Source organism: Micromonospora sp. NPDC050695, from assembly GCF_040654415.1.
In the GTDB taxonomy this organism is placed as follows: domain Bacteria; phylum Actinomycetota; class Actinomycetes; order Mycobacteriales; family Micromonosporaceae; genus Micromonospora.
Window position 1 is genome coordinate 13,073 of record NZ_JBFAHZ010000062.1, and the last position, 16,430, is coordinate 29,502.

Consider the following 16,430-nt stretch of genomic DNA (forward strand, 5'->3'; position numbering starts at 1 on the left):
GCGGATTCCGCGCCCACGGGCTCATCCAGGGCAGCCCTCACAGCCGCAGCTCCCAGATCACCGGCAGCGGAATCCGCCACGCGTTGCCCCTCACCCGCCTCGCCCGGCTGCTGCTCCTCGGATCAGGTCGTCAGGACTGCCGAGCGGGAAAGCGCGAGAACACTTCGTTGAGCCGATGGCGCCAGCGGGTACCGAGGTCCTGGACCCCGTAGCCGGTCCCCTCGTCCACCGTGAGTTCAAGCCCGATCTCGTGTTCGCGGACCGTCGCGGCGGCCGTGAACGGCGACATTGGCTGGTTGTGGCCAAACCGCGGCGAGACCTCGACAGCCTCGACCCCCGCGACGTTCACGCTGCCCTCCGTCGCGGCCTCATAGACGAACATCCCCGCGTAGACGAGCGTCCCCGAGACCGAGCCGGGGAGGTCGGATCCGAGCCGTGCGAGCGAACCGAACGGCACATCCGCGTGGTCGATCTCCAGACACCAGTCGTCGAGGAAGTCGTCCATCGCCTCGAGCGGGCTGCGTGGTCCGGTCAGGTCGATCGAGATGACAGTGTTCAGGAAACATCCGGTGACGTCGGAGAACGCCTCGTTCCGCCGTCCCCATGGGTAAGCGATGACGGTTGCGTCGCCCCCCGTGACGTCGCGCAGAGCGCGGTGGAGCGAGAAGAGGACGTACGGGAAGTGGGAGCCACGGACGGCACTCGGGATGGCGACGCCCGGGAGACCGGCGATGATTTCAGAGGGCATCTGCGCCGCCCCCTGGGGGAGCTCTCCGTGGAAGTTCTTCAGGCGGTCCGCCCAGAAGGCGGTTCCGCGCCCGCCTGCCGCCGCGCTCTCGGACTCGGCCCTGTCCCGCACAGCGGCCTCGAAGCGCTCCCACTGCGCGTCATCGGGAGACCCCGGGGCAGCCAACTGTTGGATCATCATGAGCTGCGACTGGCCGTCGACAAGTGCGTGGTCGAAAACCAGCAGCAGATAGTCGGCGTCGCGTGATCGTACGAGGCGTGCCGCCATCGCGACACCGTCCAGAGAGGCTTCGAATTCATCGACCACCGTCCTGGATAGTCGCACGACGCCCGCTTCGTCCTCGGCCCGCAATTCGGCGAAGTCATACGTGGTGGAATACCGCTCCTGATACGCCTTGCCACGGGAAAACCCTATGCGACAGGACAGCGTGGGATTCCTGAGCATGATCGAGTGTAGAACCCGATTCAGGTCGACGGCTGACAGGACTGCGGGCGGCATACGAAGGAGTTTGTTTATAGCGACTCGCTGACCGGTGCGTTCCGCCGTCAGCGCGAAGCCGAGTTGCGTGCTCAGCAACGGGAGCCTGTCCGCCATATGTGTCCCTTTCGGCCGCGACAACGGCCCCTGCCGACCGCATGGAGAATCTGGTTCAGATTACTGACGCAGGTGCCTCTGACGTCCTGACAGACAACAGGAGCAGGGCGGAGGCCGGCAGCAGCTTCATATGCCCATTCCGGTCTGTGTCGGCGATCGAGCCGTCCGGGCGACCCCGGTGCATATCGCCTTCACGATCAGTGGCGGAAAAGCCGTCCAAATAGCAGGGCCGGCGGCGAAATCCCGGATTTGGAATGACGCCGTGGTGTGCTGGGGCCAGGCGCGCCGCCGCGGGTGAGTTCGTCGTCTCGGGTGTCCGTCACCGCCGGGTCTGTTCCGCCAGGCTGTGCGGGCCAGTACTGCCCGCTCTCCGCTGGCGCTCGCCGCCAAGGTCCGAATCCTGCCGGTGCAGTACCCGGGGCGACAGGACTGCCGTGCCGAGCGCCGTCGAGAGCGTCGCGCTGCTCGCGGACGAGATCCCACGGCTGCTGGCCGCACGGCTGCTGGCCGCTTCGCCGGTTCTGTGTGGACGGTGCCGCCTGGGTGGGGAGAGCACACGAGCGTGCGGGTGTCCTGGCGGGCGTCGTGGAAGGAGCGGAGTCAGGCGGCGCGTTCGCGCTCCGTCGTGTGGGGTCGGAGGAGTCATGCGGCACTTCGTCCGCTGATCAGTGCGGTGACCGACTCCACCGTAGGCTCGGACAGGAACTCCTGCACGGACACCTGGACGTGGAAGCGCTGATGGATGCGGGTGACAACCAGCGCGGCGGAGAGCGAGGTGCCGCCCAGGTCCATGAAGTGCCGGTCGGGTGGTATGTCGGTAACGCCGAGCACCGTCGACAAGATGCCGGCGACGGCCGACTGCAGATCGCCGGGGTCCGGGAGTGACCCGGTGTATTCACGAGCGTCGCCGGGGGCCGGCAGGCGTCGGCGATCGATCTTTCCGTGCGGGGAGAGCGGCAGTTCGGACGCGTGGACCACGTGGTGGGGAACCATGTAGTCCGGCAGCAACTGCGCCGCATGTGCGCGTAGTTCGCTGGTCGCCAATGAGCAGCCCGGCTCAGGCACTACATGAGCAACGAGCCTGCGTTCCTCGCTGTCGGGCGGCGTCCAGGCCACGACGGCGCATTCCCGGACCGCGGGGTGGCGGAGCAGCGCTGCCTCGATGTCACCGGGCTCGACCCGGTATCCGCGGATCTTAAGCTGGTCGTCGGACCGGCCCAGATAATCCAGGGCTCCGTCGGGCCGCTCGCGCACGAGGTCACCGGTGCGGTACGCCCGTACGGTCCGTCCCTCGATCTGTACGCTGCGGAACCGCGCGTCCGTCAGCTGTGGATCACCCACATACTCGCGGGCGAGGCCGACCCCTGCCAACCACAACTCGCTGCCCTCCTCCTGCGGGATGACATGGGCCGTCATGCCGGGCAGCGGCCGCCCGATGGGGGGAAGGTCGGGCCAGGAGTACGACGGGCCGGTGAGCGTGTGGGCGAGGGCGACGTGGGTCTCCACCGGGCCGTAGTGGTTGTGCAGACGCGCCGCGGGCAGCCGTCGGAACAGTTCCCGGACGGCAGGCGTGATCTGCAGCGCCTCTCCCGCGACTGCCACTTCGCGCAACGCGCCAGGAACTATGCCGAACTCGACGGTCAGCTCCGCGAGTCGACGCAGCGCCACGGGCGGCAGGAAGATCCGCTCGATCTCCCACGCACGGCACAGCTCCCACACATGCTGCAGGTCAACGCGTTCGGCGTCGGACGGTGTGTACAGGCAGCCGCCACTGCACCAGGCTGTGAACACCTCCTGGACGAATATGTCGAAGCCGAGCGGGGCGAACATCAGCGTGCGCAGTGGCTCGGGGGACGTACTGGCCAGCGTCCACTCGATCAGATTGTCCAGACAGCGGTGCGGCAGGGAAACCGCCTTGGGCCCTCCGGTGGACCCGGACGTGAACACCACGTAAGCGGGATCCTCGCCGCCCGGCTCCGTTCGGCCAGGTGCCGGGGCATCGTGCGCAGTGCTGGCAGCGGGGTCCTCCCGGAGCGGCAGCACGATGGGCCCGTCCGACTCGTCCGGGAGCCGCAGACCCGGCTCGACCAACGCGAACCGGGCACCGCAACGCTGCCACATGTGCTGGATGCGGTCCGCCGGATAATCCGGATCCACCACGCAGAAGGCGCCGCCGGCCCGGAGTACTGCAAGGACAGCTACGCCGAGTGCGATGCCGCGGCAAGCCTGGACAAGCACGACATCGCCGGGGCGTACCCCGTGTCGCCTCAGGCGACCGGCCAAGTCGGCTGACCTTCGGTCGAGTTCGGCATAGTCGAGCCTGCCGTCGGGTGCGACCATCGCGGCCGCCAGAGGGCGGCGTTGTGCCTGGGAGGCGATCGACTCAACTACTCGGCTGGGCAACGCTCTAGCCTCTCCCTCGTGCCAGACTCAAGCGGACGGCCCAGCGCCTCGAGGACCGCGACACGCGTCTCATCGGCCCTGAGCAGTCCAAACCGGTCGCAGCTCAGGCGCAGAGCGCGCTGGTGCCCGGCAGTGCAGGCGTAACCCGCCGGGTCGGCGTCCGCGGAGTCAACGCGCAGCACATGTCCCTCCCAGGTCGGAGTACGGGCGTGGTGGGCCGCTACCAGGTGGCTGAACCAGTCCGTGTACGCACTGACCATCTGCGTGGCGCTTGCCGCGATCTCCGACTCGGTGGCGCCTGCCGCCCGCAGCGCCGCAAAGGCATGGCGGGCCAGTTCGTCGGTGAGGTCGGCGACGAAGCGCTCCGGGTCCGCGGCCAGTGTGTCGGCGTCGACGCGCTCGCTCACCTCCTGTTCGTTCAGCTGGACGCCGAGTTCAGCGAGCCGCGCGCGGTATTCCGCCCTGATTGATTCCAGCGACGCGACCTGGGGGTCGAACAGCATGATCACCGGTGGCTCTCCACCCAGGGCGGCGGCCACCTCGAAGGCAAGCGGCGCGGAGGCACAGTAGGCGGCGACCGCCGCGATCGGGCCCGTCCCGGCCGGCACGTTCGCCAACAGGCGGGCCGCGTACGCCGCGCCACTCACCGCCCTTGGCAGGGGGGAGGGCAGCAGGTCGTGGACTCGCACCCCGTGCCGCTCCAGGGCCAGTTCGTCGATCCGGGCCTCTTTGCGGTATCCGGGATAGTCGAGCGCGAGAACCACAGGGGGTTCGCTCTGGGGCATGGGGGAGTTCCTTTCGCTGCTGGTGCCCGCTGTCCAGGCTCAGGCGGGAGCTTCACTTGTCGAGGTCACCCCGTCGATCGGAGCTTCGATGCGTCCGTCACCAGCACATTCACCTGATCATCACTGTGGAACCGCCGCGCCGACGCACCCGGTGACTGGGAGATTCATGCACGGCGGCCGATTTGCTCGGACGTCGTTACTCGACATCTCCACGCGCGGAGAGCGGCCGTCTTGGCAGTTCCGGGGAAGGACCGAGGATGAGCAGGTCGAGTGACACCCGAGGTGGAACACCAAGCTAAGCCTGGGAGCTGTCGATGAATGCCGACAGCGTCTGCGGCGAGGCGTGCGTGAAGAGGTCGCGCAGCCGGACGTCGACACCGAGGACGTCGTAGATCTTGCCGACGATCTGAAGCAGCTGTAGGGACGTGCTGCCGTTCTCGACGAGGTCCGAGCTCTCGTCGACGTCTTCCCTCCCAAGGACCTCGCGCCAGATCTCCGTGAGTGCGGCGGTGCGGTCCGAGACATGCTGGTATTCGGTCTTCATACTTGGCAGCTCCTTTGACTGTCATTACCGAGGAGGTATTCGATGCCCGCTTGCTGATGCGACAGCGTCGGGGCGGGTGCGGACATCGGGCATTCGCGTGCCACCCGGCCATCCGCTTCCGCTTCGGCTGCCACTCTCCTGCGTAAGCCGGGAGACCAGACGCGCACTGACGCTCCGGGCCGTGGTCTCGGTCACCAGCGCGGTCTCGTAGGTGACCCGCACCGTCGACGCGATGCCGTCGTCCGCGAGCAGTTCGACGAGCAGTGGAGCCTGGAGGCGGATGTACGGCAGCTCGATCCCGTGCACCGCGCAGCCGTCGAGCTGGAGCTCAGCGCTGGGCGAGTCCTGCACCGCGCCGATGACGTGGTACAACTGCTGCCCTGCCAGCCCGGCGGCCCGGGCCACCTCGGCGATGGACAGGTTGCTGTTGCGCAGGGCAGCGAGAACTGCGCTCTCGGCGCGGGCTGCGGCATCGTCAGCTGTGGTTTTCCGCAGTCTGACACCGATCATGTCGATCAGGCAGGCGATGGTGTCCTGCAGAACCGGGGTGGAACGTTGGTTCACCGGGATACCGATCATGACGTCCTCGGCACCGGTGACCTCGGACAGCGCTCCGCCAAGCGCGGCGATGAAGAGTGGGAGAAGGCCACCGCCGATGGAGTGCCTACTCAGGAAGTCCGTCTGCTCGGGCAGCAGAGGCACGTCAATCTTCGTCACGCCGGCTTCCGCGCACTCTGCGGGCGTGACCCACGGTGCCGGGCCGACCGGAAGCTCAGCCAGTTCCTCCGCCCAGTGCTCCCGTTGCGCCGCGAGATCCGCCGAGTCCCGGATCCGCTCCATCTCCGCGTATATCTCAGATGGTGCGGCCACCGGATGCGCGAACCGTGGCTCCCGCCCCTCACCACGCGCGCGGTACGCCTCAGCCAGATCATCCACGAAGATCCGCTTAGACCACCCGTCGAACGCGATGTGGTGAACGGACATCCCGAAGATCCACCCCTCGGGCTCCTCGAGCTTGCAGAGCACCGCACGCCAGACTTCTCCCTCGAACAGGGAGAACGTCTTGTCGAGTAGTGCCTTCACCTGCGGTAGGGCCGTCTCCTCGTCCGGGGCCTCCATGTGCTCGACCGAGACCGGGCGGCCGGAACGATTCCACGTAGCCAGGTCCTCGAAGTCGTAACGGCCCTGGAGGTACAGGTGGCGGTGGTGGACGTCGTGCAGCGCCTTCACGAGATGGTCGGTGTCGAGCGCGCCCGCGATGCGCCAGGCCAAGTAGAGGTGATTGTGCGTGTCGTTGCCGTCGAGGTGCGGCAGGAGAAATCCGGATTGCATCCCGGTCAGCGGTGACGGCGCGGTTGCGTCCGCCCGGTCCGCACTGTCCGCTGCGTCGGTCCCGTTCGCCCCGCCCGGCGTCGCCCCGGACTGCTTGGCGATCCAGTCGCGCATCTCGTTGACCGAGGGGTGGCCGCGCACAACCGACACGGGAATGCTGAGACCGGTCACCCTGCTCAGGGCCGTGCACAGGCGAACCGCGCCCAGCGATGTGCCGCCCAGGTCGAACAGCGAGGCGTCGGGATCCACCAGTGCGCCACCGAGAACCCGGCTGAACGCAGACTCGATCGGATCGCTGGAGTTGGCCTGTGCGCGAGCTGAGGTCAGCCCTGCGATGGCGGATTGCAGCGCGACCGTGTCGAGCTTCGCGTTGCTGGTCAGCGGCAACGCCGCCAGTCGGACGACGGCCTCCGGAGCCCACCCCGGAGGCAGGTCGGCCACCAGCGCAGTCCGCAGGCTCTCCTCGTCGAAGTGGTCGCGGGCCGAGACCACGGCGAGGGCGAGTGACTCCGGTCGGCCGGAGAGGCCGAGCAGCGGGACCACGGCGCATTGCGCGACTCCATCGAAAGTGGCTGCCGTCCGCTCGATCTGGTGCGCGTCGATCCGGTGTCCACGGATCTTCAGCTCGCGATCGCGGCGCCCCTCGAACGTGAACAAGCCATCGGTGGTCCTGCTGCCGTAGTCCCCGGTGCGGTACACCCGCAGACGTCGGCCACCGATGAGCACCTCGGTGAACTTGGTCGCGGTCAACGCCTCGTCACCGAGGTATCCAGGAGACACTCCGTCGCCCGAGATGCACAGCTCGCCGATCTCGTCTGGGCCGCACTCGCGTTCGCCGTCCAGCACGTGTACGCCGGTGCGGGGTATCGGATAACCGAGGGGGATGGCGTCGTGGGTGTCGTCGACTGTCACTCGGTGCATCAGAGCGATGCACGTCGACTCGGCGGGGCCGTACCCGTTGATGAAGGGAATGTCCGGATGGGCGGCCAGGAAGCGCGCAACGTGCGCGGGGGAGAGGGCTTCGCCGCCGGCCATGGCCACGCGTAGGCCTTCGAATGCGGACACGTCCTCGTCGACCAGAACGTTGAACAGCGAAGAGGTGACGAAGAGGGTGTTGAGGCCGTTGTGCGAGATCTCGTGACGTAGCTCGTCGGGCGTGAGTGCCCGATGCTTCCGGAGCAAGGAGGCGCCGCCGCGCAGGAGTGGGCCCCAGACCTCAAACGGAAACGCGTCCCAGTTCGAGGAGCCCAGGTGCGCCAGCACGGTCTCGCTGTCGATGGATGCGATGCCCTCCCCGGTGAACATCCGCAGGGTCGCGACGTGCGTCGAGAGCACCGCCTTCGGCTCGCCGGTGCTGCCCGAGGTGAAGAAGACCGTTGCGATGTCGGTGCCCGAAACGGGGATCGACTTCCAGGCGCGCTCGGCAGAGTCCCCAGCGGGCGGGTCGAAGTCGGGCAACTCGACCTCACGTTCGAAGCAGCCGCTGGATCGGCCCGGCGCGGCGACCGCGAGGGCGCCGCCGAGAATCTCGTCGATCCGCCGCAGGCGTCGCGCGTTCCACTCCAGATCCATGACCGCGTAAGCGGCGCCGAGCTTCAGCACACCGAGGGCTGTGGCAATCAGTGCCGGTGATGTCTCCAGCTGAAGGGGCACGATGCTGCCAGCTCGAACCCCCTCCGCTGCCAGCCAGTCGGCGACAGCGTCGGACCAGGCATCGAGCTGACCCCGACTGACGACCTCACCGCCGTGGATCAACGCAGCACGCGCATGATCCGCCTGAGCAAGGTCGTGCAGAACCATATGGATGGATGCGGCGCTCATGACTCAGCCAGCTTCCTTCGTCAAAGTGGAGACAGTTCGTGCACTGAAGCAGTAAATGCGAACGGGTTGGCTATATGTCTGGAGCAATGATGCTTCCCTTGTGCCGCCGGGGGACGAATGCGGCCGCAGCCTAAGCAAAGCCACCAGGGCCGCGGCTCCTTTTCGTCTCCCGCATATCCAGTGGTAGCCGAGCTCGTCCGGTCGTCGCTGTAAGCACGACGGAGTAGCTGCCGGCGACTCGCTCGGGCGGACAATTTATTAGGAGGTCGGGATCGTTGGCCCTTTGCGAAACTAATGGCGTACTGCTCCGACGTGCGGCAATAGGTGCGACATGCATTACTAACTTATCGACGGACTCCCTGAGTCTAAGCGGGGTCGCCCCTGCGTCGCCCCTGACATATGGCAGTGACCGGCCACAGCCTCCGGCTCCCACTCCGCCGGCGGGACACGAGCCGCTCGCCCTCGGGCGAGCCTGGTCAGCCTCAGCGCGCCACGATGACGACATCCCGACCGCGGTGGCCGGTGACCGGGTCGACCAGTGCGAAACTCCGACGAAGGCTTCTGCCCCAGCGTTGTGGTGCCCCGTCCCTCGACCTGCTCAGCTGCATTCCGCGGGCCCCGAGCCCCACTTGTCCGCCAGCCCCGCACACCGGTCGGCAGCGAACCGGCGTGCCACTTGCGCAGGCCTCCCGCGAGATCCCGAAGCCCTCCGCGACCGGCGCGTTCCGCCGGCGTGCCGCGCACGGCAGCGCGGCTCCGACCGCATCGCCAGCGCCTAGGTCGCCGATTGACGGCTATGGGAGGCTGTGTTTAGTATCCCAGACGACTTTGAGATCTATCGGGCCACGACCCCTCAATCGGGGCACCTTCGGAGGGCTTTGAGTGGTCGGTCCAAACTGCCTCCAGGTTCATGATCCTTCACTTGGACGGGGTATTTGGCGCAGGCAAACCTCACTCGCTGAAGATCTCTCCACTCGCCGCCGCTCTTGGATCTTGTTCGATCCCGAGACTGCCGATAGCATCCGTGCAATTGCCAAGGAAGCGGCATGGCGCGCCTGTGGCGACTGTGCAAAACCTCGGGCTAGCAGAAAGGTGGCTTCGCATGACTGTGCGCTCTGAGCGAGCCTTATTTGCATCGGAGGGAATTCGATGACCGGCATCGGAGTGGCGTTGTGGGTCATTGATGGGCACCTAGACGGAGAAGGCGCTTGACGTTACCTACCAGTCCCTCATCGGCGCCCACGACCGCGCCCTCCAGGCTGCCGCCCAGTGGGTCGGGGCGCTGGAAGCCCGGGCGCCGGCGTCGTCTACGCCCAGGACTTCGGCTCTTCGCCGAGCTTCCCGCCGCCTTCCGATGGCTCCTCGCGGGCCGCACGATGTCGATCTTGGGCAACACCGTTGCGCCCATCGGACTCGCACTCGCCATCATCGATGCCGGCGGGAGCGCCGGCACGATAGGCATCGTTGTCGGCGCGAGGTCCGCCGGCAACCTGCTCTTTGTTCTGGCCGGAGGAATCCTCGCCGACCGGTTCCCGCGGAGGTTGGTCCTCGAGGGGTCGAGTGGAGCCAGCGCGGTCACACAAGCGTTGGTGGCGTGGTACGTCTTATCCGGTGGCAACTCCCTGGCCCCGCTGACCCTACTGGCCCTGCTGAACGGGATCTGTGCGGCGTTCGCGTCCCCGGCCTCGTCGGCGCTACTGCCGCAGACCGTCCCGTCCGAATTGCGCCCCCAGGCCAACGCGGCCATGCGACTGACCCTGAATCTGTGCGCCGTGACATCCGGGGCACTCGCCGCGCTATTCCTGCTCGTAGCCGCCCCTGGCTGGCTGATCGCCTTCGACGCGTTCTGTTTTGCCGTCGCCGGAGTCCTGTTCTCAAGGGTTCGGGTCGCAGCCAGCACCGCGTCCAAGAAGGAATCGCTGATGAGCCAGGTCCGCGGGGGCTGGGTAGCCTTCTCGGAGCAAAAGTGGTTGTGGCAGGCCATCGTCGGCTCAACGTTGATGAACCTGTGCTACTCCGGCACCATCCCGGTGCTGGGGCCAATCATTGCCGAGGAAACCTTCGGCAGTCACCTCTGGGGCCTCGTGCTCGGCGCCCAAGTCTTCGGCTTGACAGTAGCGGCCGCTCTGATCATGAGAAGCGGCCGGCGAATCTCGCTGCGCCTTGGCCTCCTGGCGCTTCCCCTCGGTGCCGCGCTGCCGCTCACTCTGGGCGTTTATCCGATATTCGCGGTGTTGCTACTGGCCGCGTTCGTCGGAGGCCTGTCAATGGAGATCTTCGGAACCGTCTGGGAGACGACCCTCCAGGACAGGATCGAACCGGACAAGCTAGGGCGAGTGTACTCGTACGACGCCCTCGGATCCTTTGTGGGCGTACCGCTGGGACAGGTGTTGGTGGGTCCTGTCAGCGCTGAACTGAGCCTTCGCACAACCCTGATCATCGGGGGTGTGCTGATGGTCGGCGCGGCTCTGGCGATCGCGTATGCACTCGGCGGCCAACGGACGGCGGCAAAAGAGGCCTGATGTATTCGATGAGATACCGGAGGACTACGGGTGCCGCAGCATCATGAGGGACTGGTCACCGCTACCCTTGCAGAGAACGACCACTCGGCGTGGAAGGCACTCAGGTTCCGCAAAGACCTGCACGTCGTCAACGTGGCGCCGCCGCCGGCATCCGGCAGCGAGTGGCTGACCGAGGGATTCCGCTTCCGACCTACCAATGTCGTCTGGCTCGCGGATCCAAAGGGATCCGAAGAGGAATACGTCGGAGGGCTAGGGCATAAAGCGCGGTACGCCGTGCGAAAGGGACTCAGGGATCTCCGGGCCTCCGCGATGACGCTCGAGCACGTCGAGAAGATCACGCATGCGCTGGCCGAAGAATGGCTGCCACTGTACCGAGCGTCCCTGACCGGCATGGCCTTCGCGGCCCCCATAGTGAACTCGCCGGAAGAGGTGGTGGGCATCGGGCCGGACGTGGAGATGCTGGTGATCCGAGACCCCGACGGAAACATGTGCGCCGGCATGGTTACGCTCAACGATCACCGCCGCGGTGTCTACACGGCCGGGCTGTACGGCGAACGGAACGGCCTGCGAGGCAGCCACAGCCTCTCCCGGGTACTTCATCTTGCCTTGATGAATGTCACCCGAGCACACGGGTTGCCACTAGCCAGCGCGGGGTGGGAGCCCAACCTGTATGGGCACATCGCCAAGGCTGGCCTAGCGGCATACAAGCTGTCGATGGGGTTCCGTCCAGTACCTCGAGTCGCGCTGCGAACCGACGGTTCCGAAGACGTGCTCACACGTGTTGTGCATGACGACGGGCTGACTCCACCGTTGGTGTTCTTCGCGTATCCGACCTGGCCGCCAGAGCAAGCCAACCTGATGGACGTCCGGCTCCGGGCCGTTGCACACCCCGACAAAAACACTCCATTCGAGTTGAGCGTGTTTGGCTCCGGTGTCGAGTCGTTGGCACTATCGGCAGCTGAGAACGTGGCGGTGTCTTGAGAGGGCGGCAAGCCCCCGTTCCTGGTTACCACGTGGGTGTGACGCCCGGGTCGCAGTCAGATCCGCTTGGACGACTCGGCGGGTCGCCATCCCGCGTCAGCGTAGAAGTACGGACTGTCGAACGCCTGCCGCGCCTGTGAGTGGTTCATGGCAGCACGATCGACTGCGCCATCCCGGGCCGCCACGAATGCCTCAGCAATTAGGGCCATGGACGTCTCGGAAGCGCCTTCGAACGTGACCTCGTTGGTGCCCAGACGAAACACGGAACCGGAGACGTTCGGCATTTCATTCTCCGTCTGGACGTTGACCCGGATACCAGCCTCGGCCAGGGTTCCAGCGAGCTTGTTGGTTGCGGCGTGATCCCCGACGTGAACCCAGACCATGTGGTTGTCGGTGTACCCGTCCGTGCGGCGGGCAACATCAAAGCCCCGCTGCGCCAACTCGGCGCCGAGTCGCTTGGCATTGACGACGACCTGTCGAGCGTAGGCCGGGCCAAAGTGCTCGAACTCGCGCGCGGCCAGACCCAGTGCCAGGGTCGCACCGAAATGGTGACTGCTTACCAAGACGCGCTGCGCGTCCTTGATGAGCCGGCTCACGTGCGGCAGCCTGGTGAACAGTACGCCCTTGTGCGGCCCGGGAAACGTCTTGTGCGTAGAGCCACCGAAGCTGGTGGCGCCAAGATCAAGGGGGTTGGGCGCCTGACCGCCGAGAATAAGCCCGAGGGTGTGGCTGGCGTCGATGTGTAGCAACGTGTGCGGGCTGTGCTCAGCGAGGCAGGCGGCAACCGCGGCGACGTCCAGTAGATGCAGGCTGTTAGCCAGGTCGAGGAAAATCAGGGATACGTTTTGTGAGGATAGGATTTTTCGTAGGCCATCGAGGTCCACCGCACCTGCCTCAACGGAGATGGCGGCAGGAACGAACCCGAAACGCTTGATCACTGCCGCAGTGGCGTAGTGACCTCCGCTCGCGGGGTCGATGCATACGACCGTGCTGCCCGGGTCGCCGCCCATGCCCGCAATTGCGATGAGCATCGCGCTGAGCCCGGAAACCGGACGGAGGTTGACGAACGGCGCGTCAGACAGCGCCCTCAGGCTGCTGTACGCCACCTCTGTCTCGATGTCTGAAATGCTTTCCCCGCCCCTGAATTGCCAGAAATCCGGGTCGTGGTCTTCATTGAAGAAGTAACGGTTGTGGAAATCGAACTGCAGGGGCAACTGTGCCAGAGGGGAGAGACGGTTCTCGCTCGGGACCAGGCTCAACGCATCTCGACTACGGTTGTGACTATCACTGAGTCGCCGTGCAAGTTCATGGATTTGACGCCTGTGCTGTTGTTGCGGAGCCGCGCTGAGCGTTCCGTCTTCGACTACCCGCATCGTACCTCGCATGTCAGAATGAGTGATGGTGATGGCGGGCCAAGTGTGTCTAGCCGTTGACCCTGCGGCACTGCACAAGCGTCCAAAAATGAAAGCTCACTCATTTCCCGACGCTGCCCTTGCAGGTTCCCCGCCCACATCTGAGTGCCATGACTCGCAGCGCCTGCATGTGGTTTGCGTTGGCGGATCCTGCTGTTCGGGGAAGCGTTTCCACCCGCAGGGCACCCGAGCTCATCGCCTGAATGCACGTGTTCCACCTGCCCTGTAGGCACCCGAGATGGACGAGTCTTGCCCCTGCTTGAGTTCGGCATCGTGGACGGCCTGCTCGTCGGCATCGGAGCAGTCCAAAGCCCCGTCCGCCGCCGGCTCAAGCAGACCCCATATCGCCTCTACGCGATCATCGGCTGGCTCCCCGAGGCCGATCTGAGCTACGGATCCCCATGATCATGGCCAGCGATGCTAAGAGCTCGACCTGACTACGGCTGTTGCTGTCTTCCAACCGTTGATGTGAGACGCTCTTCCCGATCCGACAGCCGTCAGACCCGCGTTCCGGAATGGGCGTCGCCGTCTATGCGCCGGAATCACGCTACCGGCTGCCCTGCTCCACGGTCCGCTCGCGAAGCGCGGCCGACTCCGCCTCGAGCTCGCGCGGGGATGCGAACTTGAACAGGAGACTCACGGGCGGCCGCCAACCGGAGCGCGATTCGTAGCAAGTCAACAGCTTCGGGATCAGCAATGAGTGGCCACCCGCCTGGAAGAAATTGGTGTCCTCGTTGATGTCCTCGGACGGAAGAACCTCACGAAATGCTTGGAGCCAGACCGAGTCGGTCGGTTCTCCACTGCCAGGCTGTGGCGTGCCAGGTGTGAACACGAGGCCTCCCAGGTAAGGCGAAGGATGCTGAGCAGGCACCCTCTAAGGGTGGATGGCGGGGATGGTAGAGCGGTCTGGAACGACCCATCGGCGGCTGGTCACCATGAACTGAAGGGTGAGGCTATGACACCCCCCGACGCATACGTACTGGCACCAGTCAGGGTCTCCCGTGCGTGATGCTCAGGCCGCACTCCTGCCGAGAGGGTTCTGCGGGAACAGCCCCGTCACGGGCCGCGGAGGGGTTCGCGGTCACCAGACGTTCGGTGAAGCACCGGCGGAGCCGGTGGCGGCGCGGCAGGGTGGGGCATGGCTCTCGGCCGGTTCGCCTTCGCCTGAGCACCTGTCGGAGCCGCAGCGGGAGACAATCTAGGCATCGCTGGACGCGAGTCTGGGGGCGACCGGCTTCGAGGTGGACCAGTCTGGACGTCGGCGCGGATCGCACAGGTGTGTGCCACGCCAACGACACGCCAAGCGAGGTGAGTAAGCCCGCTGCGGCGGCTTGGCCCTCTCGGTGTTGCTCGGTCGGATGCCTATGCTCGCGCTGACCGGCCAGGCCCGTCTCTCGGAGCCGCGCCCCCGCTCGTCACCCTGAGCCGCTACCGCATTCTCCGCCTCGCCGACCACCGGCCCTGACCAGCATCACCACCTGAGCCCTGGACCGCGGACCTTCCGGCCCAGCGACGCGCGAGGATCCCGTCGGTCTGCGCCGGGGGATGGACCGGTTGGTTTCGCGAGCGGCGATCCCGACGGCGATCGGGTCAGTTGTCGGCGGAGAGCAGGAATTTGTCGGCTGCCTGGATCAGCGACTCGACGATGTCGCTCGGAAAATAGTTTTCGTTGTATGAGACGACGGCCTGCGGGTCTGTTCCATCTAGTTCCCACCTGAATTGGATGGTTCGCGGCCAGGTCACCTCGCCCGGCACGTAGAGGTAGACGATCTCGGCTGTTGTTCCGGGAAGAAGCGATTCTCCGAGGTCCACCGTTCGTTTGTCGAGGACCACGTTCACCCCGGCTGCCCGGTCGGTGGAGACCAGTTCCTCGTTCCAGAGTCTGCCGGCGGACCGGAGCGGGAGGATGTACTCGAACACGTCAAGGGTGTGCGAGAAGACCTCCCGAACTGTTTCCAGTGGACTGCGCGACCCCGCAGCCAGGTGCAGGGGCACCATCTGGACGAACAGGCCAGCGATGTCGGATGTGCCCGGCAGCACGCGCCCGTGGTAAGGGGTGGTGGCTCCCACGGTCGGGGCGCCACTCACCTGCTGTAAACCTGACAGCACAGCGGAGGCCACCGTCACGAACGATGTCGCCCGGGCGCGCCTGGCGATGTCGGACACTCTCGCTTTCGTGTCCGCCGGCAGGGCGTGGGTCACCACCGTGAGCCTCGATTCGCCTTCCGATTCGAAGGTGATCGGAAAGGGCGGGGGGAACGTGCCGAACCGCTCGGTCTGGGAGCGCCAGAACGCTCTCCGCTGCGCACCCCAGGCAGAGGACAACTCGCGGCGCTCAAGCAACGTGAAGTCGTGATACGCGTTCTTCTCGACCTTGTCGGGGACGCTCGCCCCTCGAGTGGCGCGCTCATAGAACACGCCGAAATCCGCCATGAAACGCTTCCACGTCTTCTCATCGACGATGATGTGATCCAGCACGATCGCGAGGAGGTGCCTACGCTCGTCGCGCTGCACGATCGCGAGGCGCGACAAACCCACACCGGCGAGGTCGAACGGAGTCGTGACCGTGCGTACGGTCTCAAGCGCCTCCATATCCGAATCAGCGGTGTAGAACTCCACCTCGCCCAACACGTCGTCGTACGTGCACGCTTCGTCCGGCGAGACGTACGCCCGACGCAACACGTCATGACTCAGGCAGACGCCACGCCACGCCTGACGAACGGCGCCGATGTCCAACGCCCCGTCAAGCCACGCCACGCAATAAACAAGATTGTGCCTATCCGCGAACTCCCCAGACAGCCGGGCCATCTCAGCGAGCGCTGTCGGACCCCGCGTGACCTCACCCCGGCCCACAGTCATTTCCCCACCCTTCTTTCAGCCCAAAAGGGCGACAACGCCTTACCGTAGGACGGCGTCGGATTTCGAAGCATGATCGAGTGTGGAACCCGATTGAGAGCGACGGCTGACAAGGCAGAGGTCGGTAGACGAAAGAGCCTGTCTATCGCGACTCGTCGACCGGAGCGTTCCACCGTTAGCGCGAAGCCGAGGTGTGCTCAGCAACGGGAGTCTGCCTGCCACGCATGCCCCTTTCGGCCGTGACAACGGCTCTGCCGACACATGAAGAATCTGACCCATATTACCGGTGCACGAACCCCTGAAGCCCTAACAGACAACAGGAGTCGGGGGCAGCGTCAGCCTCGATCCGTCAGAGGGTATTGATCCCTTGGTACGGCTTTCGGCTTGACCGTTTTGTCCCTTATGGTGTGAGGTGTGTGCGTCGTCTGTCAC

Annotated in this window: 11 protein-coding genes; 3 read left to right on the plus strand and 8 right to left on the minus strand. The window is 65.7% G+C overall.

Going from position 1 to position 16,430, the window contains the following annotated elements:
* Positions 1–130: 130 nt before the first annotated feature.
* The 5 genes from AB0H52_RS28115 to AB0H52_RS28135 form a co-directional block, all read right to left on the minus strand.
* Positions 131–1,192, minus strand: a complete 1,062-nt coding sequence (locus AB0H52_RS28115; RefSeq protein ID WP_357951238.1) for a hypothetical protein — start codon at positions 1,190–1,192, stop codon at positions 131–133.
* A 792-nt stretch (positions 1,193–1,984) separates the two neighbouring features.
* Positions 1,985–3,745: a non-ribosomal peptide synthetase gene (locus AB0H52_RS28120; RefSeq protein WP_357951240.1), complete on the minus strand. Its 1,761-nt coding sequence runs from the start codon at positions 3,743–3,745 to the stop codon at positions 1,985–1,987.
* Positions 3,730–4,530, minus strand: coding sequence for a hypothetical protein (locus tag AB0H52_RS28125; protein WP_357951242.1), 801 nt, complete (start codon positions 4,528–4,530; stop codon positions 3,730–3,732). The genes AB0H52_RS28120 and AB0H52_RS28125 overlap by 16 nt, the downstream gene beginning before the upstream one ends.
* Positions 4,531–4,825: 295 nt before the next feature.
* Entirely contained in the window at positions 4,826–5,074 is a 249-nt protein-coding gene (locus AB0H52_RS28130) for a phosphopantetheine-binding protein (RefSeq protein ID WP_357951244.1), read from the minus strand.
* 24 nt (positions 5,075–5,098) lie between these two features.
* On the minus strand, positions 5,099–8,227 hold the full coding sequence (locus tag AB0H52_RS28135; protein WP_357951246.1) for an AMP-binding protein: 3,129 nt from the start codon (positions 8,225–8,227) through the stop codon (positions 5,099–5,101).
* Between the two features lie 1,208 nt (positions 8,228–9,435).
* Here AB0H52_RS28135 and AB0H52_RS28140 point away from each other — a divergent pair.
* Complete coding sequence (locus AB0H52_RS28140) at positions 9,436–10,749, plus strand: MFS transporter (protein ID WP_357951248.1); 1,314 nt, start codon at positions 9,436–9,438, stop codon at positions 10,747–10,749.
* A gap of 30 nt (positions 10,750–10,779) precedes the next feature.
* Entirely contained in the window at positions 10,780–11,730 is a 951-nt protein-coding gene (locus tag AB0H52_RS28145; RefSeq protein WP_357951250.1) for a hypothetical protein, read from the plus strand.
* A gap of 56 nt (positions 11,731–11,786) precedes the next feature.
* Here the strand turns inward: AB0H52_RS28145 and AB0H52_RS28150 are convergent, their stop codons facing one another.
* A complete protein-coding gene (locus AB0H52_RS28150) occupies positions 11,787–13,115 on the minus strand; it encodes a hypothetical protein (protein ID WP_357951252.1) in 1,329 nt (442 codons plus the stop codon).
* A gap of 276 nt (positions 13,116–13,391) precedes the next feature.
* On the opposite strand from AB0H52_RS28150, the gene AB0H52_RS28155 reads away from it, so the two are divergent.
* On the plus strand, positions 13,392–13,547 hold the full coding sequence (locus AB0H52_RS28155) for a hypothetical protein (RefSeq protein ID WP_357951254.1): 156 nt from the start codon (positions 13,392–13,394) through the stop codon (positions 13,545–13,547).
* Between the two features lie 142 nt (positions 13,548–13,689).
* On the opposite strand, the gene AB0H52_RS28160 is transcribed toward AB0H52_RS28155, so the two are convergent.
* Both AB0H52_RS28160 and AB0H52_RS28165 read right to left on the minus strand, forming a co-directional pair.
* Complete coding sequence (locus AB0H52_RS28160; protein WP_357951256.1) at positions 13,690–13,974, minus strand: acyl carrier protein; 285 nt, start codon at positions 13,972–13,974, stop codon at positions 13,690–13,692.
* A 758-nt stretch (positions 13,975–14,732) separates the two neighbouring features.
* The gene (locus AB0H52_RS28165; RefSeq protein ID WP_357951258.1) at positions 14,733–15,899 is read right to left on the minus strand and encodes a condensation domain-containing protein; all 1,167 of its coding nucleotides are present in this window, start codon (positions 15,897–15,899) and stop codon (positions 14,733–14,735) included.
* Positions 15,900–16,430 lie beyond the last annotated feature (531 nt).